The following is a 25117-nucleotide window of genomic DNA, read 5'->3' on the forward strand; positions in this document are numbered from 1 at the left end:
GCAGAGTTCAATCGCGCTTGATCAGCGCCTCCAGGCAACGCCGGGCCAGCTGAGTGAAGCGCTGAAATGCAACAAACTGCTCATGCTTCAGGGCGCGTCCGGAAACCCGACTGTCCGCATAGATCACCCCAATCTCGCGATTGCCGGCCAATAATGGGGCGATAAAGAACATGCCCTGACCCAGGCGCTGACGAAGCGGCTGGGTCACCAGTTCGTTGAGGCTGTGGGTGGCCGGTACGCCCATCCACAAGGCTTCCTTATTGCGCAGTACGTAGCTGAAGATGTGTGGCTGCTCGCGCTCTTCGACCGGCAGGAAGAAATCGCTCATCCAGCTCTCGGTACCCTCGCCAACCACCCGCTTGGCCCGAAAGCAACTCTGCCCATCGGCCAGCACTACCAGCATCACTCGCTCCAGCCCCGCCCCCTGATGCAGGCCCTTGAGTAAGGTATCGAGGATCAAGCCCAGATCGCCCCGGCGAGACGCCAGCAAGCCCAGATCCTGCAGGGCTTGTTGCAGCAGCTGCAGATTGGGTTGCAGCAGGCGCGCCTTGCGCTGCTCCTGCTGCAGACGAATTTGCTCGGGATCGGTATTGGGGATCAGACGGCAGAGCTGGCTGGCACCAAAGGTCGCTGCCACCTTGACCGCCTCGTCGGCACTGGCCAGTACCTGCTGCATCGCATCTTCGGGGCTGACCCCAATGAATATCGCCATCTCAGCGACCAGGGCCTCCATCGTTGGCGAGTCCCAACCTTCGAGCGCCGCCTCACTGATGCGTGCGCCAAGATTGACCGCGCGTACCGCCGGGTCGTTATGGTTGACGCTGTTATGCGCCAAGCTGGCGATCTCGCCGAGATTCCAACCTTTCACCAGGCCCTGGGTAAGCTGGCGGAAGCTGGTGCCAAGCACCGCACGCACCGCATCTTCGACAACGACGCCCGGCTGGGCCAAGGCACTGGCCAGTTCATCCGCCTGTTCACCGCCACAGCCCCAGAAGGCCAGTTCGCCCAAGTGATAGAGCAAGGCCGCGATGAAAACCTCCTCCTCATGCCTCGACAGCACGTAACCGGCAATATTGCGTGCCTGTACGGCTGCGTGAAACGACCGCGCGAGCAACTCCTGCAACTGCTCGCGCGGAGCGCGGGTGAGCAATCCATCGATCAGGCTCACGGAGAGACTGATCAGGCGCACATTGTCGAAGCCGATCAGCACGATGGCGCGCGAGATGGTCTTGATGGTTTCTTGCGACGGGTTGTAATACGCACTATTACCGACACGCAGCACCTTGGACGTCAGCGAAGCATCGCGAAGCAGGACGTCCGCCAGTTGCTGGACAGACGAGTCTTCTTGTTGCGCCAAGCGCTGCAGATCCTGCACCACAGTCGCCAGGGCCGGCAATTCGGCCTCGTTCAGACGATCAATCCATGACTGCAGACCATGGCTACGTGTATCCAAGTTCAAGGCCTCGTTGTGAGTAAGCCAAAGATAGTAATAATGCCAGCATGCCTAGCCAATAGGCCCGGCCTTTTTCCTGCGGATACAAGCTGTTACTGTACCGGACTAGAAGCCCCAAAGCCGCTCCGGATCGGATCTTTCACTTGATACGTCCCCTCCTCTTACTAATCATCAGTTTGGCCATCGGCTTTCCCGCGTGGGCGACCGTCAGCGAAAGCCATGGCTATGCACAATTCGGTGCGCTCAAGTATCCCGCCAGCTTTACCCATTTCGACTGGGTCAATCCCGATGCGCCAAAAGGCGGAACGGTACGATTCATGGGGGCTGGCACCTTCGACACCCTCAATGCCTACACCTTCAAGGGCACCAGCCCGATTTCCACCGCCAATTTCCTGCAGTACGGTGTCACCGGGCTGAACGAAACGCTGATGGCGGGCACCGGTCATTACGACCCGTCCGGCGATGAACCGACCTCCAGTTACGGCCTTATCGCCAAGTCGGTCGAGTACAGCGAAGATCGCAGCTGGGTGGTGTTCAACCTGCGCCCAGAGGCGCACTTTCATGACGGCAAGCCGATCACCGCCTATGACGTGGCCTTTTCCTATCGCCTGCTGCTCAAGGAAGGGCACCCGCAGTACCGAACCAGCCTGCAGGAAGTGAAGCGAGTCGATATCCTCAATCGCCACCGCATCCGCTTTGTGTTCAAGCGCTCGGGCAACCCTCTGCTGATTCTGCGCCTGGGCGAATTACCGGTACTGCCCCAGCATTACTGGAAAGACCGCGATTTCAAGGCCACCACGTTCGAACCGCCGCTGGGCAGCGGCCCCTACCGCATTACCCAGGTCAACCCGGGGCGCAGCCTGACCTTCGAGCGGGTGAAGGATTGGTGGGGGGAGAAATTGCCGGTCAATCGCGGCAAATACAACTTCGATCGGGTCGAGGTCGAGTTCTATCGCGACAGCCATGTTGCCTTCGAAGCCTTCAAGGCGGGTGAGTTCGACTTCTATATCGAGCAACAAGCGAAGAACTGGGCCAACGGCTACCTTTTTCCGGCGGTGGCCAGTGGCGAGGTGATTCGCGCCGAGATCCCGCACCAGATTCCCACGCAAACCCAGGCCTTGTTCATCAACAGCAGGCGCACAGCATTCGCCGAACGCAAGGTACGTGAAGCCCTGGGACTGATGTTCGATTTCGAGTGGACCAACCGCGCGCTGTTCAATGGCTCCTATGTACGCGCCAAGAGCTATTACCCAAACAGCGAGTTCTCCGCCACCGGCACGCCCCAAGGTGCCGAATGGCTGCTGCTGTCGCCTTACCGCAAACAACTGCCGAAACGCCTGTTCAGCGAACCCTTTAGCATGCCGCAAACCGATGGTCGCGGTATCCCCCGGGAAACCTTGCGCCGCGCCCTCGGTCTACTGGCCGAGGCTGGCTGGAAACCCTCCGGCCAGCATATGCTGAATGCCGAGGGCGAGCCGCTGCGGTTCGAGATTTTGCTGGTCAACCCAAATCTCGAGCGCATCCTCCAGCCGTTCACCGAGAACCTTGCCAGCATCGGCATCCAGGCCAATCTGCGCACCGTCGATCGCGCCCAGTACAAGCAACGCCTGGATCAATTCGATTTCGACATGATCTTGCTGACCCTGCCGCAAAACCTCAGCCCGGGTCTTGAGCAATCCCTGTACTTCCACTCCAGCCAGGCAAAGGTCAAAGGCGGCAAGAACTACGCCGGCGTAAATAATCCGGTGGTCGACGCCTTGCTCGACAAACTGTTGGCGGCGAAAACCCGCAATGAGCAGATCGCAGCCACCCGCGCACTCGACCGGGTGCTGCTGTGGCAGCACTACACCATTCCGAATTGGTACATCAACTATCACCGCCTGGCCTACCGCAACCGGTTTGCCTTCGTCACCACGCCGCCCTATACCCTGGGCCTGCGCACCTGGTGGCTGAAACCCACGGAGAATGCCCGATGACGCTGCGTCTGCGCTCATGTCTACTGCACGGCAGCGCTGTCCTGCTACTCGGTCTGGCCAGCTTGACCCAGGCCGCCGGCAAGCACGCCCTGACCCTTTATGACGAACCACCGAAATACCCGGCCAATTACCAGCATTTCGACTATGTGAACCCTGATGCCCCAAAAGGCGGCACCTTTCGCCAGACCGGTTTTGGCGGCTTTGACAGCCTCAACCCCTTCATCAACAAGGGCGTGGCGGCCGATGATATCGGCTTGATTTACGACACCCTGACCCGCCACAGCCTGGACGAACCCTTCAGCGAGTACGGCCTGCTTGCCGAAAAAATCGAGAAAGCCCCAGACAACACCTGGGTACGCTTCTACCTGCGCCCCGAGGCCCGCTTCAATGATGGTCAGGCGGTGACCGCCGAGGACGTCAAGTTCACCTTCGAAACCCTGATGACCCATGGCGCACCCACGTACCGCGGCTACTATGCCGATGTCGACCGGGTCGAAGTCGAAGGCCCACGCCAGGTACGCTTCATCTTCAAGCATGCCGGCAACCGCGAACTGCCACTGATTCTCGGCCAGCTGCCGGTCCTGCCCAAGCACTGGTGGGCCGAGCGCGACTTCAGCAAAGGCAACCTGGAGATCCCACTGGGCAGCGGCCCCTACACAGTTGCCGAAGTCAAAGCCGGGCGTTCCATTCGTTATGAGCGGGTCAAGGACTGGTGGGGCAAGGATCTGCCGGTCAACCGCGGCTTCTACAACTTCGACACCATGCGGATCGAATACTACCGCGACAACACGGTAGCCCTCGAAGCTCTGAAAGCCGGTCAATTCGACTACTGGCTGGAAACTAGCGCGAAGAACTGGGCTACCGCCTACGACACCCCTGCCGTCGCCAATGGCCAATTGATCAAGGAAGAGATCGAGAACCACAACCCCACGGGCATGCAGGGCTTCATCTTCAATATTCGCCGGCCACTGTTCCAAGACAAGCGGGTGCGCGAGGCACTGGGCCTGCTGTTCGATTTCGAATGGACCAACCGCCAGCTCTTCAATGGTGCCTACACGCGCACCCGCAGCTATTTCGACAACTCCGAACTGGCCTCCAGTGGCCTGCCGGGCCCCGACGAGTTGAAACTCCTCGAGCCGCTGCGCAGCATGATCCCGACGCAGGTGTTCAGCGATGAATTCAGCGTTCCCGTCACCGACGGCAGCGGCATCATCCGCGAACAGCAGAGGCGCGCCTACCAACTGCTACAGGAAGCCGGCTGGCGTATCGAAGGCGACCAGATGCTCAACGCCGAAGGCGAGCCGGTCAGCTTCGAGTTCCTCCTCGCCCAGACCGAGTTCGAGCGCGTGCTGCTGCCATTCAAGCGCAACATGGCCGATCTCGGCATGGAACTGGTCATACGCCGGGTCGACGTCTCGCAATATATCAACCGCCTGCGTTCGCGGGATTTCGACCTGATCGTGGGCGGCTTCGGCCAGTCCAATTCGCCGGGTAATGAGCAGCGCGAGTACTGGCACTCCAGCAGCGCCGACAATCCTGGTAGCCGCAACTTCATCGGCCTGAAAGATCAGGCCATCGACCAGTTAGTCGATGGCCTGATCAACGCCAACTCACGAGAGAGCCTGATCGCCCATACCCGAGCCCTTGACCGCGTGTTGTTGTGGGGCCATTACGTCATCCCAAACTGGCACATCAAGACCTGGCGCGTGGCCTACTGGAACCGCTTCGAGCACCCGAAAATCACCCCCAAATATGACATCGGCCTGAATACCTGGTGGGCTCGCCCGCAACAGGAACCCGCCACCACGGACAACGCCGAAGCGGCAAACACGGAGCAATAAGATGCTGGCGTATATCTTTCGTCGCCTGTTGCTGATCATTCCCACCCTGCTCGGCATCCTGCTGATCAACTTCATCATCATCCAGGCCGCCCCGGGCGGACCGGTGGAGCAGATGATCGCCAAGCTGGAGGGTTTTGAAGGCGCCACCAGCCGTATCGCTGGCGGCGGCGCCGAAGTTGCAATCGCAGGCTCCAACTACCGGGGCGCACAGGGTCTCGACCCGGAACTGATCGCCGAGATAGAACGCCTGTACGGCTTCGACAAGCCGGCCCCCGAACGTTTCTGGATCATGCTGAAAAACTATGCCCGCTTCGACTTTGGCGAGAGTTTTTTCCGCGACGCCAAGGTGGTCGACCTGATCATCGAGAAGATGCCGGTATCGATCTCGCTGGGGCTGTGGAGCACGTTGATCATGTACCTGGTCTCCATCCCGCTGGGCATCGCCAAAGCCACCCGCCACGGCAGCGCCTTCGACGTATGGACCAGTTCGGCGATCATCGTCGGTTATGCGATCCCGGCCTTTCTCTTCGCCATTCTGTTGATCGTGGTTTTCGCCGGCGGCAGCTACCTCAACTGGTTTCCCCTACGCGGTCTGACCTCGAACAATTTCGACGAGCTCAGCCTGGCAGGCAAGATCCTCGACTATTTCTGGCACCTGGCGCTGCCCGTGACAGCCCTGGTCATCGGTAACTTCGCGACCCTGACCCTGCTGACCAAGAACAGCTTCCTCGACGAGATCAACAAACAGTATGTGACCACCGCCAGGGCCAAGGGCCTGAGCAATAATCGCGTGCTCTATGGCCATGTGTTCCGCAATGCCATGCTGATCATCATCGCCGGCTTCCCCTCCGCCTTCATCGGCATCTTCTTTACCGGTTCCTTGTTGATCGAGGTGATTTTTTCCCTCGACGGCCTGGGTCTGATGAGTTTTGAGGCGGCCATCAACCGCGACTACCCGGTGGTATTCGGCACCCTGTTCGTCTTCACCTTAGTGGGATTGGCCGTGAAATTGATCGGTGATATCACCTACACCCTGGTCGATCCGCGCATCGACTTCGAAAGCCGGGAGGGCTGAGATGACGCTCTCTCCGTTAAATCAGCGACGCCTGCTACTGTTCAAGGCCCACAAGCGTGGCTGGTGGTCGTTGTGGATCTTCCTCGTGCTATTCGGCCTGAGCCTCGGCGCCGAACTGATCGCCAACGACAAACCCCTGGTCGTGCACTACGACAACGCGTGGTATTTCCCGGTACTCAAACGCTACCCGGAAACCGTCTTTGGCGGCGAATTCCCCCTGCAGGCCAATTACAAGAGTCCCTATATCCAGGAATTGATCGGCCAGAAAGACGGCTGGATGCTCTGGCCGCCGATCCCCTTCAGTTACTCCAGCATCAATTACGACCTGCAAGTGCCGGCGCCGGGGCCGCCATCGCGCGACAACTGGCTGGGCACCGACGACCAGGGCCGCGACGTCATGGCCAGGGTGATCTACGGCTTCCGCATTTCGGTGTTGTTCGCGCTGATCCTGACCATCCTCAGCTCGATCATCGGCGTATTCGCAGGGGCCCTACAGGGCTTCTATGGCGGCTGGGTCGACCTGGTCGGGCAACGCTTCCTGGAGATCTGGTCGGGTCTTCCGGTGCTCTACCTGCTGATCATTCTCGCCAGCTTCGTGCAACCGAACTTCTGGTGGCTGCTGGGCATCATGCTGCTGTTCTCCTGGATGAGCCTGGTCGATGTGGTGCGCGCCGAATTCCTCCGTGGGCGCAATCTGGAATACGTGCGGGCTGCACGAGCCCTAGGCATGCAGAACGGCGCCATCATGTTCAATCACATCCTGCCCAACGCCATGGTCTCGACCATGACCTTCATGCCCTTCATCCTCACCGGCGCCATTGGCACCCTGACCGCGCTGGACTTCCTTGGCTTCGGCCTGCCGCCGGGTGCGCCTTCGCTGGGCGAACTGGTCGCCCAGGGTAAATCCAACCTGCAGGCGCCCTGGCTCGGTATCAGCGCCTTTACCGTGCTGGCGCTGATGCTCAGCCTCCTGGTGTTTATCGGCGAAGCGGCACGCGATGCCTTCGATCCGAGGAAATAAGATGACCCGATCCGAGACCCTTATCGAAGTACGTGACCTGGCCGTCGAATTTGTCAGTGGTGAGTCGAAGCAACGCGTGATCGAGGGCGTCAGCTTCGATATTCACCGCGGCGAGACCCTGGCCCTGGTCGGTGAAAGCGGCTCAGGAAAATCGGTTACCGCCCACTCGATCCTGCGCCTGCTGCCCTACCCCCTGGCTCGGCATCCCAGCGGCACTATTCACTATGCCGGGCATGACCTGCTCAAACTGAACGAGAACAAACTGCGCAACATCCGCGGCAACCGCATTGCCATGGTGTTTCAGGAACCCATGACATCGCTGAACCCGCTGCATTGCATCGAAAAGCAGATCAATGAAGTACTGGCCCTGCACAAGGGCCTGACCGGCAAGGCGGCCACCGCGCGCACCTTGGAACTGCTCGGACTGGTCGGCATCCCGGAACCGCACAAACGCCTCAAAGCCTACCCCCATGAACTCTCCGGCGGCCAACGGCAACGGGTGATGATCGCCATGGCCCTGGCCAACGAGCCGGAACTGCTCATCGCCGACGAACCGACCACTGCACTGGATGTCACCGTGCAGCTGAAGATCCTCGAACTGCTCAAGGATCTGCAGGCACGCCTGGGCATGGCGCTGCTGCTGATCAGTCACGACCTCAATCTGGTTCGACGAATTGCCCATCGTGTATGTGTCATGCAGCAGGGAAAGATCGTCGAACAAGCGTCGTGTGAGCAACTGTTCCATGCACCGCAGCATCCCTATACCAAGGAACTGCTAGGTGCCGAGCCAAGCGGCGAACCGGTGGCCAACCCTGCCGGTGTGCCACTGCTGGAAGTCGATGATCTGCGCGTCTGGTTCCCAATCAAGAAAGGACTGCTGCGCCGTACGGTCGATTATGTAAAAGCGGTGGATGGCATCAATTTCAGTCTGCCCCAGGGTCAAACCCTGGGCATCGTAGGCGAAAGCGGTTCCGGTAAATCCACCTTGGGCCTGGCAATCCTGCGGCTGATTGGCAGTCAGGGCGCCATTCGCTTTCAGGGCCAGACATTGAATGGATTGACGCAACCCCAGGTTCGTCCGCTGCGCCGACAGATGCAGGTGGTGTTCCAGGATCCGTTCGGCAGCTTGAGCCCGCGGATGACGGTGGGCATGATTGTCGGCGAGGGCCTGCGCATTCATCAGATGGGCACGGCGGCGGAACAGGAACAGGCGATCATCGACGCACTTTTGGAGGTAGACCTGGATCCGGATACTCGGCACCGCTACCCCCATGAGTTTTCCGGCGGGCAACGGCAGCGGATTGCCATAGCCCGCGCACTGGTGCTGAAACCGGCGCTGATACTGTTGGACGAGCCGACGTCGGCACTCGACCGTACGGTTCAGCGTCAAGTAGTGGAGTTGCTGCGATCATTGCAGGCCAAGTACAACCTGACTTACCTGTTTATCAGCCACGACTTGGCGGTAGTTCGCGCGATCAGCCACCACCTGATCGTGGTCAAGGAGGGGCAAGCGGTCGAACAAGGCCCGGCGGCGGCGATTTTTGCCGCGCCACAGCATATTTATACCCAGCAGTTACTGGAAGCGGCTTTATTGGCTCCAGGCGCTGCTGACTAAATCCTTAAAAGCAGGAAGAGGAAGAGCACACATGGGTTTTCTAAGCGGTAAGCGCGTACTGATCGTTGGCGTTGCCAGCAAATTGTCCATTGCCTCGGGCATTGCCGCGGCCATGCACCGTGAGGGCGCCGAACTGGCCTTCACTTATCAGAATGAGAAACTCAAAGGGCGCGTCGAAGAGTTTGCCGCTGGCTGGGGTTCCGGTCCCGAGCTGTGCTTCCCCTGCGACGTAGCCAGCGATGAAGAGATCGCTAGCGCATTTGAAGCCCTGAGCAAGCAATGGGATGGCCTGGATTGCATCGTCCACTCGGTTGGCTTTGCGCCCGGCGACCAACTCAATGGCGACTTTACCGACGTCACTACTCGTGAAGGTTTCCGGATCGCCCACGACATCAGCGCCTATAGCTTCGTCGCCCTGGCCAAGGCCGGCCGCGAAATGATGAAAGGCCGCAACGGCAGCCTGCTGACCCTCTCCTACCTTGGTGCAGAACGCACCATGCCCAATTACAACGTCATGGGTATGGCCAAGGCCAGCCTGGAAGCCGGCGTCCGCTACCTGGCCGGCAGCCTCGGCCCTGAAGGCACTCGGGTCAACGCAATCTCTGCCGGCCCGATTCGCACCCTCGCCGCCTCGGGGATCAAGAGCTTCCGCAAAATGCTTGCCGCCAACGAGAAGCAGACACCCCTGCGCCGCAATGTGACCATTGATGAAGTTGGCAACGCCGGCGCCTTCCTCTGCTCCGATCTGGCATCGGGTGTCAGTGGCGAAATCATGTACGTCGATGGCGGCTTCAACACCACGGCAATGGGTGCAATGGAAGATTGATTTCCGCGCCATGAATAATAAAAAAGGCCGCTTATAGCGGCCTTTTTTATACACAGCAGATATCAGAATCGCTCGATATCCGCCTCGGCTTCCAGTTGCTTACGGAAGGCCGCAAAGTCCTGCTGACCACTGCGCGAGGCAAGGAAGCGGCTGTAGATAGCCTTATCTTCATCCGCCAATGGCCCTTCAGGCTCGCTCACACCATCGAGGCGCACCACCACAAAATCACCAGTGCTCAGCGTGACCCCGGCAAACGTCGACTGGCCAGCCGCGCTCGGCTTGGGCATACGGAACAACGCCTGCAGTACCGCGGGCTCAACCCCCTCCTGACTGCGTGTCGCGGCTTCAACCACATCCCAGGTTTGCCCCGACCCCGCCTGCTCAACCGGCGTCTTGCCATCATTCAAGGATGCCAGCAGAGCCTCACCCTCGGCCTTGGCAGCTTCAGTGGCCCGGACCCTGGTCAGCTGCTCACGAATGCTTTCTTCGACCTGCTCGAGAGCCAGTTGCTCAGGCTTCCTGTGCTCCTTGACGCGCAACACAACAACGGTATTCGGATCGAGTTCGATGGCGTTGCTGTTACTACCATCCTCCAGCACCTCAGCACTGAAAGCCGCCTGAATTACCTGACGGTTAGCAGTCAGCCCCTCGCCCCCCTCACGCCCAAAGGCTTCACTGGTTTTGACTTCCAGCCCCAGTTCCTGGGCAGGCTGAGCCAGATCCGACGCTTCGAATGCAGCATCTTCGAGCTGTTTGCTGACCTCGACAAATCGCCGCTCCAGCTTGCTCGTTTTCAAGTCACGTACCAGCTTGTCTTGCAGGCTGGCGAAGCTCGGCACCTCTGGAGCCTGAACAGCCAACAGCTTGATCAGATGCCAGCCAAATTCGCTGCGTACCGGCGCCGATACCCGGCCTTCGTCCAAGGCATAGAGCGCCTCTTCAAAGGCTGGATCGTAGACGCCAGGGCCAGCAAACCCGAGATCGCCACCGTTGGCAGCAGAACCTGGATCGTCGGAGAATTCCTTGGCCAGCGCGGCAAAGTCTTCGCCTTGCTGCAGGCGCTTCTGCACTTGCTCAATCTTGGCCTTGGCCTGCTCATCGTCGAGCGAATCGCTTACCTCTACCAGGATATGCGCCGCCTGGCGCTGCTCGGCCAGGTTAGCAATTTCGTTTTCGTAAGCGCTCTGCAGCTCTTCATCACTGACTTCAACCTGATCGAAGAATGCATCCTTCTTCAGTTCGACATACTCCAGCACGACCTGCTCAGGGCTCATGAACTGGCTAGCCTGTGCATCGTAGTAGGCCTTGATGTCATCGCTGCTGAGCTGGACCGCATCGCTATCAGCCTTCAGCGTCAGGGTCGCGAAGTCACGAGTCTGCTTTTCCAGCCGCGCGAAAGCAGTCACTTCAGCATCGGTCACGAAGGCGCTACCCGATAGGCCCGCGCGCAACTGGCCAATCAGCATTTCCTGCTCGAGCATCTGGCGGAACTGCATGCGCGTGTAGCCGAGCTGGCGGATTACCTGGTCGAAACGAGCGGCATCAAACTTGCCGTCGACCAGAAATTCGGGCGTTTGCAGAATCAGCTGATCGAGGGCCTGCGGGGACAATGCGAATTTCGCATCGATTGCACCCTGCAACAGCAACGTACGCTCGATCAGGCCTTTGAGTGCCGCTTCGCGAAGCAACTTCTCGTCCAGCAAGGAAGCATCAAAATCACGCCCAAGCTGCTGCAAAAGCTGACGCCGCTGCATCTCGACCGCTTGGCCGAGCTGATTGATGGTGATTTTTTCGCCATTGACCTCTGCAGCATTCTGACTGTTGCTGGCACTGGTGAAAATGGCTTCGATACCGGTCAGCGCAAGCAGTACCACGATGAGACCGATAATGGTTTTGGCAATCCAACCTTGTGAATTGTCCCTGATATTCTGCAGCATGCTTCCCCCAGAACGACTGTACAAAATCAGCAGTCGTGCAGTGTGGGTAATAACCGGATAGAAGAAAGGCGCATCCGAGGATGCGCCTTCTCGTAACTGGCGGAGCGGACGGGACTCGAACCCGCGACCCCCGGCGTGACAGGCCGGTATTCTAACCGACTGAACTACCGCTCCGCTGCCAGATCAGCGCTTAAGCTGACCTGAGGCAATGCTTGAAAGGCGCTTAGTTAACGGCGTCTTTCAGTGCCTTACCGGCTTTGAAACCTGGAATCTTCGCAGCAGCAATGCTGATCGGCTTACCCGTTTGCGGGTTGCGACCAGTGCGCGCTGCGCGCTCTTTGACAGCAAAGGTACCGAAACCAACCAGTACTACGGAGTCACCAGCCTGCAGAGCACCAGTGACAGATTCAATCACTGCATCCAGCGCACGGCCAGCAACAGCTTTCGGGATATCAGCAGATGCAGCAATGGCATCGATCAGTTCCGACTTGTTCACTCTAAGTCCCCTTAATTTCTGATGAGATTGTTTCTTGATTTTTAGTGTAAGCAAAACGAGTGCTGGATGATCTTCCGACACAATAAGAGCCGCTTTATAACAAGGGCTCTAAAATTGTGTCAAGGAAGCCTCCCAACTAGTGCGTGCTAATTCGCCCCTTGGAATCCGTTTCGCGCTTGTCATCCTTTGCAACCAGCTCAGGAGCCGCGTCAGGCAAGGGCTCCGGCGCGTATTGCAGCGCAATCTGCAGGACTTCGTCAATCCATTTAACCGGTTTAATCTGCAAGTCTTGCTTAATGTTCTCCGGAATCTCTTTCAAATCGCGCACATTCTCTTCCGGAATGATCACGGTTTTGATTCCACCCCGATGTGCCGCCAGGAGTTTTTCTTTCAAGCCACCGATGGCCAACACCTGGCCACGCAGGGTGATTTCACCGGTCATTGCTACATCTGCACGCACCGGAATCTGAGTCAGGGCCGAGACCAGCGCCGTGCACATGCCTACGCCCGCGCTAGGGCCGTCTTTGGGGGTTGCCCCTTCCGGCATATGGATATGGATGTCGCGCTTCTCATAGAAGTCCAGAGGGACTCCCAGGCTCTTAGCCCGACTACGCACCACGGTCTGCGCCGCAGTAATGGATTCAAGCATCACATCGCCCAGCGAACCGGTCTTGATCAGCTGCCCCTTGCCCGGCACCACTGCCGCTTCGATGGTCAGCAACTCGCCACCGACTTGAGTCCAGGCCAGCCCGGTCACCTGACCGATCTGATCTTGCAGTTCCGCCAAGCCATAACGGTGCTTGTGCACACCGAGGAAATGCTCAAGCGAGTCAGCTGTCACCAGCACCTCAAAACGTTTTTCCAGGCTGTGCTCTTTCACCGCCTTGCGGCAGACCTTGGCAATCTGCCGCTCCAGGCTGCGCACACCGGCTTCGCGCGTGTAGTAGCGAATGATGTCGCGAATGGCTTCGCGCTCGAAACTGAGCTCGCCCTTTTTCAGGCCGTTGGCCTGGATCTGCTTGGGCGCCAGGTACTTGATGGCGATGTTGATCTTCTCATCTTCCGTATAACCGGGCAGACGGATGACCTCCATGCGATCGAGCAAAGCTGCCGGAATGTTCATGGAGTTGGCAGTACAGAGGAACATTACATCCGAGAGGTCGTAATCGACTTCCAGATAGTGATCATTGAAATTGTGGTTCTGCTCCGGATCGAGCACCTCAAGCAGCGCGGAAGCTGGATCGCCGCGCATGTCCTGACCCATCTTGTCGATTTCATCGAGCAGGAATAGCGGATTACGTACGCCGACCTTGGTCATTTTCTGGATCATACGACCCGGCATCGAGCCGATATAGGTACGGCGGTGACCGCGAATCTCTGCTTCATCGCGCACGCCACCGAGCGCCATGCGCACGAACTTGCGGTTGGTGGCGTGTGCGATGGACTCCGCCAGCGAGGTCTTGCCCACACCCGGCGGCCCGACCAGGCACAGCACCGGCCCCTTGATCTTCTTCACCCGCTTCTGCACGGCGAGGTACTCGAGGATACGATCCTTGACCTCATCGAGGCCGTAGTGATCGGCATCCAGGATAGCTTCGGCACGCGCCAGATCCAGGCGCACCTTGCTACGCGCCGTCCACGGCACATTCACCAGCCAGTCGATATAGGAGCGCACCACAGTGGCTTCTGCCGACATAGGCGACATCTGCTTGAGCTTGTTCAGCTCGGTCTGGGCCTTGCTGTAGGCCTCTTTGCTCAAGCCGCCGTTCTCGATGCGTTTCTTCAGCTCATCGAGTTCATTGAGACCGTCCTCGCTGTCGCCAAGTTCTTTCTGAATGGCCTTCATCTGCTCATTCAGATAGTACTCGCGCTGACTGCGCTCCATCTGCTTCTTGACCCGGCCACGAATGCGCTTTTCGACCTGCAACAGATCAATCTCGGCATCCAGCAAGGCGAGCACATGCTCAACCCGCGCCGACAAGTCGGTGATTTCCAGGATTTCCTGTTTCTGTTCGATCTTCAGCGCCATGTGCGCTGCCATGGTATCGACCAGGCGGCTCGGCTCATCGATGCCGTTGAGCGAGGACAACACCTCGGGTGGAACCTTTTTGCCCAGCTGCACATATTGCTCGAATTGACTGAGCAGAGTGCGGACAAACACCTCGGACTCGCGCCCCGGTGCATCGACCTCGTCGATCAATTGCACTTCGGCGCGGCAGTGGCCGTCTACCTCGATAAATCGTTCGACTTCTCCGCGCTGCTCACCTTCGACCAGCACTTTTACGGTGCCATCGGGCAGTTTCAGCAGTTGCAGTACCGTCGCAACGGTACCGACACGGTAGAGCTCTTCTTCACCGGGATCATCATCGGCGGGATTTTTCTGAGCGATCAGCAAAATCTGCTTCTCGCCATTCATCGCGGCCTCCAGGGCTTCGATGGATTTCTCGCGACCAACAAACAGCGGGATGACCATGTGCGGGTAGACCACGACATCGCGTAGCGGAAGGAGAGGCAATTCGATGGTTGTCTTCATGATTTCTGGCTCTACAGCGACCCCGAAGGCCTTGAATAGATGGGATAACCCTTAACCCTAAGATGGGGCTAGCCCCAGCAAAAAACAAGCGTTTCGACTGCAAAAGCAAAGGGGCCCGCAGGCCCCTTTGCTTTCAACATGTAACAGATCGATCAGGCGTCAGGAGCCGCCTTGGCAGCAGGCTCGCTGTTCTCATAGATCAACAGAGGCTTGGATGTTCCATCGACAACACTTTCGTCGACAACCACCTTGCTGACCTCCGACTGCGAAGGAATCTCGTACATGGTATCGAGCAGAATCCCCTCAAGGATCGAGCGCAAACCACGGGCACCGGTCTTACGTTCCAGAGCCTTGCGCGCAACGGACAACAGCGCGTCAGGACGGAACTCCAGATCAACACCTTCCATCTCGAAAAGCTTGGCATATTGCTTGGTCAGGGCATTCTTCGGCTCGGTCAGAATCTGCATAAGCGCAGCTTCATCCAACTCGTCGAGGGTTGCGATAACCGGCAAACGACCGACAAATTCCGGAATCAAACCAAACTTGACGAGATCGTCCGGCTCGACGGCACGCAGCGACTCACCAATCTTCTTACCCAGATCCTTGCTGCGAACCTCGGCATTGAAGCCGATCCCGCCCCGAGTCGAACGGCCCTGGATAACTTTTTCCAAGCCAGAAAAAGCACCGCCGCAGATAAACAAGATATTGCGCGTATCGACCTGCAGGAACTCCTGCTGCGGATGCTTGCGCCCGCCCTGCGGAGGTACCGAGGCCACAGTACCCTCGATCAGTTTCAACAAGGCTTGCTGCACACCCTCGCCCGAAACATCACGGGTAATCGACGGGTTATCAGACTTGCGCGAGATCTTGTCGATTTCGTCGATATAGACGATGCCCATCTGGGCCTTTTCCACATCGTAATCGCACTTCTGCAGCAATTTCTGGATGATGTTCTCGACATCCTCCCCCACATAACCAGCTTCGGTCAGCGTGGTGGCATCAGCGATGGTGAAAGGAACATTGAGCAAGCGCGCCAAGGTTTCGGCCAGCAGGGTTTTACCCGAACCGGTTGGACCGATCAGCAGGATATTGCTCTTGCCCAGCTCGACATCGTCCTTCTTCTCGCGCTGATTAAGCCGCTTGTAGTGGTTATAAACTGCCACTGCCAGGATTTTCTTCGCCCGTTCCTGACCAATCACATACTGATCAAGGATGGCGCTGATTTCCTTTGGCGCAGGCAGCTTGTGCGCGCTGCTTTCGGCCTGGGCTTCCTGCACCTCCTCGCGGATGATGTCATTGCACAGGTCGACGCACTCGTCGCAGATAAAGACCGAGGGGCCGGCAATCAATTTACGCACTTCATGCTGGCTTTTGCCGCAGAAGGAGCAATAAAGCAGCTTGCCGTTGTCCTCGCCATTGCGGGTGTCAGTCATTCGATCAATCCAATACGGTAGGCTTGAAAAACAAGATGGAGGCAAATGCGAGCATTTTCAAGCCCGCAATGCGACCGACTGCATGCCGGCCGCGCACGATCACCTTAACTAGCTCGAAGCCAGGCGCTTATCGAGAACTTTATCGATGAGGCCATAAGCAACAGCTGTCTCACCACTCATAAAGTTGTCGCGATCGGTATCACGCGCAATCACATCCAGCGGCTGACCGGTATGACCAGCCAGCACGTTATTCAGGCGATCACGAATGGTCAGGATTTCGCGAGCATGAATCTCGATATCCGACGCCTGCCCCTGAAAGCCACCCAACGGCTGATGAATCATCATCCGCGAGTGCGGCAGACAAAATCGCTTGCCAGCAGCGCCAGCAGTCAGCAGCAAAGCACCCATACTGCATGCCTGGCCGATGCAGATAGTCGACACGTCTGGGCGAATGAACTGCATGGTGTCGTAGATCGACATGCCTGCAGTCACCGAGCCACCCGGCGAGTTGATATACAGATGGATATCCTTGTCCGGATTTTCCGCTTCGAGGAACAGCAGCTGCGCGGCTACCAGGTTGGCCATGTAGTCTTCGACCGGGCCAATCAGGAAGATCACGCGTTCCTTGAGCAGACGTGAGTAAATGTCATAGGCGCGCTCACCGCGGGCCGTCTGTTCGATGACCATGGGTACCAAGCCGCCAGCGGCCTGGATCTCTGGCATTTGTTGCATAAAAGGATTGCGGGACATTTCTTGCACTCGCTCCCTAAACAGTCATATATCAAATACGCATAAGCCAGCACGGTGGCTGGCTTATGGTGTGCTCGAACGAGGTAAAGAAATCAGGCGGCTTGCGGAGCTTCCACCGGCTTGACAGCTTCTTCGTAGGAGACCGATTTATCGGTCACATTAGCCTTCTGCAAAACAGTATCTACAACTTGTTCTTCCAGCACAACCGAACGGACTTCGTTCATTTGCTGGTCGTTTTTGTAGTACCAGGCCACGACTTGCTCAGGCTCTTGGTAAGCAGAAGCCATTTCCTGGATCATCTCGCGCACACGAGCATCGTCAGGCTTGAGCTCGAACTGCTTGACCACTTCGGCAACGATCAGACCCAGCACCACGCGACGCTTGGCTTGTTCTTCGAACATATCCGCCGGCAGTTGCTCGGGTTTGATATTGCCTCCGAACTGCTGCACCGCCTGCACGCGCAGACGATTGATCTCATTGCCGATCAGGGACTTCGGCACTTCGATCGGATTGGCAGCCAACAGACCGTCCATCACTTGGTTCTTCACCTTGGACTTGATGGCCTGACGCAGCTCGCGCTCCATGTTCTTGCGCACTTCAGCGCGAAAACCTTCCAGGCCGCCTTCCTTCACGCCGAACTGGGCGAAGAATTCGTCGTTGAGCTCAGGCAACTGGGGGGCGGAAACGCTGTTCACGGTAACAGTGAACTCAGCGGTCTTGCCGGCCAGATCCAGATTCTGGTAGTCCTCTGGGAATACCGGATTGATCACCCGGACATCACCGGCTTTGGCACCAACCAGGGCATCCTCAAAGCCAGGGATCATGCGGCCGGAGCCGAGAACCAGCTGAGAACCGGTAGCAGAACCACCTGCGAAGGCTTCGCCGTCGATCTTGCCAGCGAAGTCGATATTCAGCTGGTCGCCATTTTCGGCAGCACGCTCAACCACTTCAAAGCGGGTGTTCTGCTTGCGCAGAATTTCCAGCATGTTGTCCAAGTCGGCATCAGCCACATCGGCCTGAAGACGCTCGATAGCGATGGTCTCGAGACCGGCTACCTCGAATTCCGGAAAGACTTCGAAAGTCGCGATGTACTCAAGGTCCTTGCCCTTCTCGAAGGTTTTCGGCTCGACGGCCGGAGAGCCTGCTGGGTTGAGCTTCTGCTCGACCACGGCTTCGTAGAAGGTGGCCTGGATCAGGTCACCCAGGGCTTCCTGACGAGCGGAGTCTTCATAGCGCTGGCGAATCACGCTCATCGGCACCTTGCCAGGACGGAAGCCAGCAACTTTAGCCTTGCGGGCGGTCTGCTGCAGACGCTTGTTGACTTCAGTCTCGATGCGCTCGACGGGAACGCCGACGGTCATGCGACGCTCAAGAGCAGAAGTGCTTTCAACAGAAACTTGCATGGGTATTCCTCGTTGCACAGACATAGGCCGGCCGTTTACCGGCCCCGAATCAAGGGCATGCATTCTAGAGGGTCAATTTGCAGAAGTCACCCTAGATGCTAGCGGCAAACGGGAGGGAGCTAAAAGATGGTGCGGACGGAGAGACTCGAACTCAACACCAGATCCCCGGACACGCCTGAAAGCCTGATTTTCTGCGGCTAGCGCGCTATGCGAGAGCCTGTATTTGTTCCCAAGTCATTCCCAGTGAATGAAGGGGTGCGCACTGTAAAAGCCCCGCCCCCTGCGGTCAACCGGTTTTCAGGTTGACCCATCGAAAACAGGTAATTTCGGTTAGGTGTTTTTTTATCACGGCTCAAAGCGTTTGATTTCAATAGGTTAGTAAATATTGTTAAAGGTAATTAAATGGTAAGTATCTAGTAACCACCTTACCTCTAACCATGGTTTCCACCAACAAAGCTGCAAGCCTTTAAAATCAAACACTTACGAAATTATTACCCTACCCCTAACCATTAATCACCATCCAAGGTAATCGCCAGAGCCCAGGAAATACGGGGCCTTGAGTACCATGCAGCCGCATCCAATACCAAAATTACCCTTTCCCGATGATCGAACTGAAAACGAAGCGCTCAGCAAGCCGCCCAGGAGGCCGCAGAAACGACGCACGCTGCAGGGAATCGCAGGTATTCAGCGAGCAAGCATCACGCCCACAGCCACCGCCCAGGGCCGCCAGAAGCCATCCGCAGGGGTGCAGAGAATTCGACCCATTTAGCCCGCAGGTGAGGTGGGGGGATGACGGCGCGCGCCAGGGGCTGGCCCAGCCTGCTGGCCGGCGGGCGCCCCATGGTGGTGCGCAGGTGGTGCCTCGATCGCGTGTCGATATCGGCAGCCGCTGCCGCCCGTCTGAATGAGCCGCAAACCCGCGTATTTACTGGGCTGCAGCGACTTTTAAGAGGACTTTTAAAGCGCTTCGAAGTATGATGTGCTGGGGTTATTCCGCATGAGGCGCCGACAAACATCTAGTCGCGCAGACACAAAAAAGCCGCCTCGAGGGCGGCTTATTGGTGCAGCTGGTGATTACTTGCTAACGATGCCCAGCTCAAACGGCTTGAAGCGCACCACCTCCTCGCCTACCCAGTCATTCAGCAGGGCCAGGCGTGTCTGGATCGGCTCCAGTTCCAGCGTGGCCCAGACTCCGGCGGCCTCCTGGGGCGAGCCGAAGCCGCCCGCGTTCTTCGGCACGATGCCCATCAGTTGCGGATACACCCGCAGCGCGGCCAGCACGTCCTCGAGCGTCTTGTCCTTGATCGAGTTGAATTCATCTTTCGCCGCCACCTCGCTCACCGGGATCAGCTGGATGCCGTCCTTCTTGCCGTTGGGCGCATAGACGAACAGGTTGCGGAAATTTCCTGGGCCCTTGGAGTTCTTCAGCGCCGTGCGCAGGTCATCGATGTCGTCTTCTTGCTGGGCGGCGTCGGTCATGTACAGGATGAACCCGGCGTGACTGCCGTTCTCGAAGTAGCGCCGGCGGAACAGCGTGGCGGACTGGTTGAGCAACGCCGACTGCAGCGCACAGATCCACTCCGGCAGCCCGTAGATCTCCTGATGCAAGTCCAGCTCGCGCAGGTGAAACACACTGCCCTGGTCGAATTCGTGCTCATCCTTCCAGCCCTGCACCTGGAAGAACCGCCCGTCCTTGCCCACCCGCATGTACTTGGCCAGCGTCGGCTTCAACGCCAGCGGCGAACCCAGCATCGAGCGGCGCGCCTCGACGTAGCCGTTGCCCAGTGCCAGATAGTCCTGGGCGTACTGGTCAAACGCCTCGCGGCTCAGCAGCTTGTGCGGGATGAAGGTCCGGCTCAGCTGATTGCGCTTGAAGCGCAGGCCCGAGTCCAGGTGCACGCTGGCCTTCACCGAGCGCGCCAGCCCATCCATCGACAGCGGCGGCTCATACCAGCGGCCGTTAAACCAGCACTCCAGATAATCGAAAATCTCGTGGGCCGACAGCACCGACTCCGGCGCGCCGAATGTAAAGGCAGTCGCCCCCTGGTGAGAGCTAACGCCCTGCGCGTCGGCCGCAACGGCCACCTGATTGCCTGTAGTCATTTAAAAAAGCTCCATCCGCCCGGTATTGGCAGCGGTCTGCCCCTCGAGCGGTTCGTGGTGTAGTGCGTGAAAAAGCGCCCAGGCCAGGTCAGCGTGACCGGTGGTCTCATTGCGCCCGGCGGTATAGGTGAACTGCCGCCCGCTGGCGGTAATGGTTTTGCGGATCGCCATCAGCGATTGCGCGAAGTCGGTCCAGCCGGCGTCGAACTCCAGCCGGCCCTTGTGGATCACGTCGTGCGCCTTGAGCACCAGGCGCGTCTTCACCTCTGGCGAATAGCTGAACTTGGTCAGCCCGGGGAAGAACTGCTGCACCAGCTGCGCCACGCCCGAGCCCATGCCCGTGGTATCGATGCCGATGTAGGTCACCCAATAGCGCTGGCACACCTGGCGGATCGACTCGGCCTGCGCCGCAAAATCCATCCCGCGGAACTGATGCCGCTCGAGCACGCGGAACTTGCCCCCCGCCACCATCGGCGGCGCCACCACCACCAGGCCCGAACTATCGCCCGTCTCGGCCGGGTCATAGCCGACCCATACCTGGCGATCGCCAAACGGCCTGGCCGCGAACGGCTTGTAGTCCTCGCCCCACTCCACCCAGCTATCGACCATGCACGGCTGCAGCGCCGACAGCGGGAAGATGCTCGCCCCGTCGTCGACGAACTGACACATCAGCAGGTTCTGGTAGGCCTCGGCGTCGTACTCCTGGCGCAGCTCCTCGATATCAAACAGATCGCAGCCGCGCTGCTCGGCGTCGAGGATAGTGACGATCTGCCGCCACACCTTGTCCTCGCACAACCGGCCCTGCTGCAGCGCGTCGTGCGACACGTCCAGGTTGATCCGCTGCGCCGCCGGCTTGCCCTTGTTGAAGCGCTCACCCGTCCAGAAGGTGTAGGCCTCATGCGCCATCGAGCTGGGCGTCGAAAAGTACGTGCGGCGGTACTGCTTCTGCATCGCCATGCCGCTGGCGACCTTGTTCAGTTCCTTGAACTTGAACGTCCAGAAGAACTCATCGAAGTAGAAATTGCCGTGGTAGCCCTGCGCCGTGCGCGCATTGGTGCCCAGGAAGTGCAGCTCGGCGCCGTTGGCCAGAATGATCGGATCACCCGTCAGCTCAACGCCGCACACCTCGCGGGCGAATGCCTGGATGTAGGCCTTGAAGATGTGCGCCTGATTCTTCGACGCAGACAAAAAGATCTGATTGCGCCCCGTCGCCAGCGCATCGAGCAGCGCCTCCCGGGCGAAGTAGAACGTCGCGCCAATCTGCCGGCTCTTGAGAATGGCCCGCGTGCGCTGATTGCCCGCCCGGTACCAGTCCAGCTGATAGCCGAAACAGCCATCCCTGAACGCCTCGGTCAGCTTCTCGACGTCCTCCTCGCTGAACTCATTGCGCCGGGCCTTCTTCTTCGGCCCCTCGTTGCGCTTGTCCAGGTTAGGGTTTAGCTGCGCCTCGGTACCGCCGCCCTGGAAGCGCTCGATGCGCGCCTGGCGCTCGAGCTGGCGGTGCAGCAGGTCGATTTCCTTGAAATCCCCGCCAGTCTTGCCGTCCTTGAGGATCAGCTGCACCAGCCGCGCCTCCAACGCACCGCCGATCCGCTCCACGTTGTCCGCCCGGTCCCACTCGTCACGAGCCTTCCAGCTGTGGACGGTTTTTTCCTTCTCGCCCAGGTGCTCGGCAATTTCGGTGACGCGCCAACCCGTCCAGTACAAAAACTTGGCCTGGCGGCGGTTATCACGGACGGGAATTTCAACGGCAGCATTCATGGCGCAGATGCTGCCTCTCGCGCGCGTGTCGTACCCGCCCCGCGCGCTGTAACGCCCGCCCCTACAGCGTCGCGTCGTTGCCCGTAACGTCGGCGCTGCCGAACATGCCCTCAACGCAACGGCAGCACGCCGCCACCGCATCGAGGACAGTCCAAATGGCCGCCACCAACCAACCCGCCAAGAAATTCCGCTCCAAGTGGACTCGCATCGCCGTCGAAGGTGCTACCACCGACGGCCGCCAGATCGAGCGCAACTGGATCGAGGAAATGGCGGAGCAGTACAGCCCCAACACCTATGGCGCGCGCATCAACTGCGAGCACATCAAATGGGCCTGGCCGGGCGGTGAGTTCGGATCCTATGGCGACGTCCTGGCGCTCAAGGCTGAGGAAGTCGAGATTGCAGGCGTCAAAAAGCTCGCACTGTTCGCCCAACTCGAACCCAACGCCTCCTTGCTCGCCCTGAACAAGGCCGGGCAAAAGGTCTACACCTCCGCCGAGGTCTATCCCAAGTTTGCCGACACCGGCAAGGCCTACCTGGTCGGCTTGGCCATCACCGACACCCCGGCCAGCCTGGGCACCGAAGCCCTGTCGTTCAGCGCCAAACACGGCACCTTGAACAGCCGCAAAACCCACGCCGACAACCTGTTCACCGCCGCCGAAGAGGCAGCCATCGAATTCGAAGAAGTCACCGACCAGCCCAGCGCTTTTGCAGCCATCAAAGCCAAGCTCGGTGACTTCATCAAAATGAGCAAGGACAAAGAAGGCAAGGACGCCACCACCTTCTCCGACATCGGTGAAGCCCTGGAAAGCCTGGTAACCCTGGCCACCCAGCAGGCCGAAAAAGCCGACGCATCAGGCACAGCCCTGGCGGCACTGCAGCAGCAGTTCACCAGCCTGGATACCGAGCTGACAGCGCTCAAAACCAAGCTTGGCCAAACCGCTGACCACAGCCAACACCATCGCCCGCCTGCCGCTGGCGGCGCCGGCAACGTGCTGACCCAGTTCTGATCCCACGGCCCAACCGACAAGCCTATACACCGGAGAACACCCCCATGCGTAAAGAAACCCGCTTTGCCTTCGCCGCCCTGGCCGTACAGATCGCCCTGATCAACGGCGTGGCCAGCGCCCATGAAAAATTCAACGTAGACCCCAGCATCCAGCAAAAGCTGGAAGTTGCGGTTCAGGAGTCCGATGGCTTCCTGAAACAAATCAACATCATTGGCGTCGACGATCAGTCCGGTGAAGCCCTGTTGCTGGGCGTCAACGGCCCTATTGCCGGCCGTACCGACACCTCCGGTGGCACCCGGCGCAGCCCCCAAGGCCGCAGCGCCCTGAGCAAAGACGCCTACACCTGCAAGCAAACCAACTTCGACAGCGCGTTCCCCTATGCCCTGCTGGATGCCTGGGCCAAGTTTCCGGAATTCCAGAGCAAACTGAGCGCCGCCATCGTCCTGCGCCAGGCGTTGGACCGCATCATGATCGGTTTCAACGGCACCAGTGCCGCCGCCACCACCGACATTGGCGCCAACCCGCTGCTGCAAGACGTCAACATCGGCTGGCTGCAGAAGATCCGCACCGGCGCAGCAGACCGCGTGCTGGATGAAGTGGTAGAAGCCTCCGGCGAAGTCACCCTCGGCCCGCGCAAAGTCATCAAGGTGGCAGGCGTGGACACCGTATTCGAGGGCGACTACGCCACCCTCGACGGCCTGGTATTCGACGGCATCCAGATGCTCGACCCATGGCATCGCAGCCGTCCGGATCTGCGCGTGATGGTTTCGCGCAACCTGATGCACAGCAAGTTGCTGGCCGCCGTGGAAAAGGGTGCCGACGCCAACCAGGAAGAAAACGCCGCGCAAGAGATCGTCAGCCGCGCCCGCCTGGGTGGCCTGCCGGTGGTCGACGCGCCGTTCTTCCCGGACAACACCGTGCTCATCACCACCCTCAGCAACCTGTCGATCTACTACCAGAACGGTGCCCGTCGTCGTCACCTGAAAGACGAGCCCGAGCTTGACCGCATCGCCGACTACCAGTCCTCCAACGAAGCCTACGTCATCGAAGACTTCGGCCTGGTCGCCCTGATCGATAACATCACGCCGGTCGCCTACCCAGAACCGACTGAAGCCTAAGAGGTGACCCCGTGAGCTTGACTCCAGCCCAACGCAACCAGCTGCGCAAGCGCGCAGCCAAGGAGGCCGCCGCCACAGCGCCAGCTATCTCCATGGCCGGCGCCACCGCCTACGAGCAGCAACTCGCCCAGCTCCTGCAGGACCGCCAGCGCCTGAAAAACGTGCAGTCCAACCAGGGCAAGGCTGAGCTCAAGGCCCAGCTGATCCCGGCCTACGAGCCCTACATCCAAGGCGTATTGGCTGCCGGCAACGGAGCACAGGACGAAGTGCTAACCACCCTCATGGTTTGGTGTATCGACGCGGGGCTCTACCAGGGCGCCCTGGAAATCGCCACCTACGTCATCAAGCACAACATGCTCATGCCCGACCGCTTCGAGCGCAGCACCGGCACCCTCATCGCCGAGGAAATCGCCAACGCCGCACTCAAGGCCCAGAAATCGGGCGAGAGCTTCCCGCTCGCAATCATCGAACAAGCTGCTGCCCTCACCGCCGAACAAGACATGCCCGACCAAGCCCGCGCCAAGCTGCACCTGGCCCTGGGCAAGGAAAACGCCGCGAAAGCGCCAGATGAGCAGCTCACATCTGCGCACATTGGCTATCTGGTACTGGCCAAGGCGCACCTGGCCCGCGCCATCGACCTGCACAGCAACTGCGGCGGCAAAAAAGACCTGGAGCGCGTCGAGCGCCTCCTGAAAAAACACGCTGCGCCGCCACAGGCCAGCTAACCGAGCGTCCCCACGCACACGGCGGCTCGGGGCTGATCAACGGG

At 59.1% G+C, this 25117-nt stretch carries 18 protein-coding genes and 1 tRNA gene; 9 read left to right on the forward strand and 10 right to left on the reverse strand.

Features of this window, described 5'->3' with window-relative positions; all coding sequences use genetic code 11:
* Positions 1–7: 7 nt before the first annotated feature.
* A complete protein-coding gene (locus PH586_RS08805) occupies positions 8–1453 on the reverse strand; it encodes an HDOD domain-containing protein (RefSeq protein WP_271347383.1) in 1446 nt (481 codons plus the stop codon).
* A gap of 146 nt (positions 1454–1599) precedes the next feature.
* Between PH586_RS08805 and PH586_RS08810 the strand changes: the two genes are divergently transcribed.
* Genes PH586_RS08810 through fabI form a run of 6 tightly spaced genes read left to right on the forward strand, consistent with a single transcriptional unit; the run spans position 1600 to position 9807 of the window.
* Positions 1600–3429, forward strand: coding sequence for an extracellular solute-binding protein (locus tag PH586_RS08810; protein ID WP_271347536.1), 1830 nt, complete (start codon positions 1600–1602; stop codon positions 3427–3429).
* The gene (locus PH586_RS08815; protein ID WP_271347384.1) at positions 3426–5270 is read left to right on the forward strand and encodes an extracellular solute-binding protein; all 1845 of its coding nucleotides are present in this window, start codon (positions 3426–3428) and stop codon (positions 5268–5270) included. The genes PH586_RS08810 and PH586_RS08815 overlap by 4 nt, the downstream gene beginning before the upstream one ends.
* Position 5271: 1 nt before the next feature.
* Complete coding sequence (locus tag PH586_RS08820; protein ID WP_271347385.1) at positions 5272–6345, forward strand: microcin C ABC transporter permease YejB; 1074 nt, start codon at positions 5272–5274, stop codon at positions 6343–6345.
* A 1-nt stretch (position 6346) separates the two neighbouring features.
* Entirely contained in the window at positions 6347–7366 is a 1020-nt protein-coding gene (locus tag PH586_RS08825) for an ABC transporter permease (protein ID WP_271347386.1), read from the forward strand.
* Between the two features lies 1 nt (position 7367).
* A complete protein-coding gene (locus PH586_RS08830) occupies positions 7368–8981 on the forward strand; it encodes an ABC transporter ATP-binding protein (protein ID WP_271347387.1) in 1614 nt (537 codons plus the stop codon).
* Between the two features lie 31 nt (positions 8982–9012).
* Positions 9013–9807, forward strand: a complete 795-nt coding sequence (gene fabI / locus PH586_RS08835; protein ID WP_271347388.1) for an enoyl-ACP reductase FabI — start codon at positions 9013–9015, stop codon at positions 9805–9807.
* Between the two features lie 62 nt (positions 9808–9869).
* Here the strand turns inward: fabI and PH586_RS08840 are convergent, their stop codons facing one another.
* The 9 genes from PH586_RS08840 to PH586_RS08880 all read right to left on the reverse strand — a co-directional run bounded on the left by PH586_RS08840 (position 9870) and on the right by PH586_RS08880 (position 22223).
* Positions 9870–11744, reverse strand: coding sequence for a SurA N-terminal domain-containing protein (locus PH586_RS08840; RefSeq protein ID WP_271347389.1), 1875 nt, complete (start codon positions 11742–11744; stop codon positions 9870–9872).
* Between the two features lie 97 nt (positions 11745–11841).
* Positions 11842–11918: transfer RNA gene (locus tag PH586_RS08845), tRNA-Asp, on the reverse strand.
* Positions 11919–11967: 49 nt separating this feature from the next.
* Entirely contained in the window at positions 11968–12240 is a 273-nt protein-coding gene (gene hupB / locus PH586_RS08850; RefSeq protein ID WP_025165694.1) for a nucleoid-associated protein HU-beta, read from the reverse strand.
* A 136-nt stretch (positions 12241–12376) separates the two neighbouring features.
* Positions 12377–14773, reverse strand: a complete 2397-nt coding sequence (lon, locus tag PH586_RS08855; RefSeq protein ID WP_271347390.1) for an endopeptidase La — start codon at positions 14771–14773, stop codon at positions 12377–12379.
* 152 nt (positions 14774–14925) lie between these two features.
* Entirely contained in the window at positions 14926–16206 is a 1281-nt protein-coding gene (gene clpX, locus PH586_RS08860; protein ID WP_238041198.1) for an ATP-dependent Clp protease ATP-binding subunit ClpX, read from the reverse strand.
* A 108-nt stretch (positions 16207–16314) separates the two neighbouring features.
* On the reverse strand, positions 16315–16956 hold the full coding sequence (gene clpP, locus PH586_RS08865; protein ID WP_271347391.1) for an ATP-dependent Clp endopeptidase proteolytic subunit ClpP: 642 nt from the start codon (positions 16954–16956) through the stop codon (positions 16315–16317).
* A gap of 92 nt (positions 16957–17048) precedes the next feature.
* On the reverse strand, positions 17049–18359 hold the full coding sequence (gene tig / locus PH586_RS08870; protein WP_271347537.1) for a trigger factor: 1311 nt from the start codon (positions 18357–18359) through the stop codon (positions 17049–17051).
* A gap of 1074 nt (positions 18360–19433) precedes the next feature.
* Positions 19434–20462, reverse strand: coding sequence for a phage portal protein (locus PH586_RS08875; RefSeq protein ID WP_271347392.1), 1029 nt, complete (start codon positions 20460–20462; stop codon positions 19434–19436).
* Positions 20463–22223: a terminase ATPase subunit family protein gene (locus PH586_RS08880; RefSeq protein WP_271347393.1), complete on the reverse strand. Its 1761-nt coding sequence runs from the start codon at positions 22221–22223 to the stop codon at positions 20463–20465. It lies immediately after the preceding gene.
* A gap of 155 nt (positions 22224–22378) precedes the next feature.
* Here PH586_RS08880 and PH586_RS08885 point away from each other — a divergent pair, with 155 nt between their 5' ends.
* The 3 genes from PH586_RS08885 to gpM are packed head-to-tail and all read left to right on the forward strand — an operon-like array spanning position 22379 to position 25073.
* Positions 22379–23230 (forward strand): GPO family capsid scaffolding protein, encoded by an 852-nt coding sequence (locus PH586_RS08885; RefSeq protein ID WP_271347394.1) that lies wholly within the window; start codon positions 22379–22381, stop codon positions 23228–23230.
* Positions 23231–23274: 44 nt separating this feature from the next.
* Positions 23275–24348: a phage major capsid protein, P2 family gene (locus tag PH586_RS08890; protein WP_271347395.1), complete on the forward strand. Its 1074-nt coding sequence runs from the start codon at positions 23275–23277 to the stop codon at positions 24346–24348.
* A gap of 11 nt (positions 24349–24359) precedes the next feature.
* Entirely contained in the window at positions 24360–25073 is a 714-nt protein-coding gene (gene gpM, locus PH586_RS08895) for a phage terminase small subunit (RefSeq protein ID WP_271347396.1), read from the forward strand.
* Positions 25074–25117 lie beyond the last annotated feature (44 nt).

It is taken from the genome of Pseudomonas aestuarii (genome assembly GCF_027988105.1).
Classification (GTDB): Bacteria; Pseudomonadota; Gammaproteobacteria; order Pseudomonadales; family Pseudomonadaceae; genus Aquipseudomonas; species Aquipseudomonas aestuarii.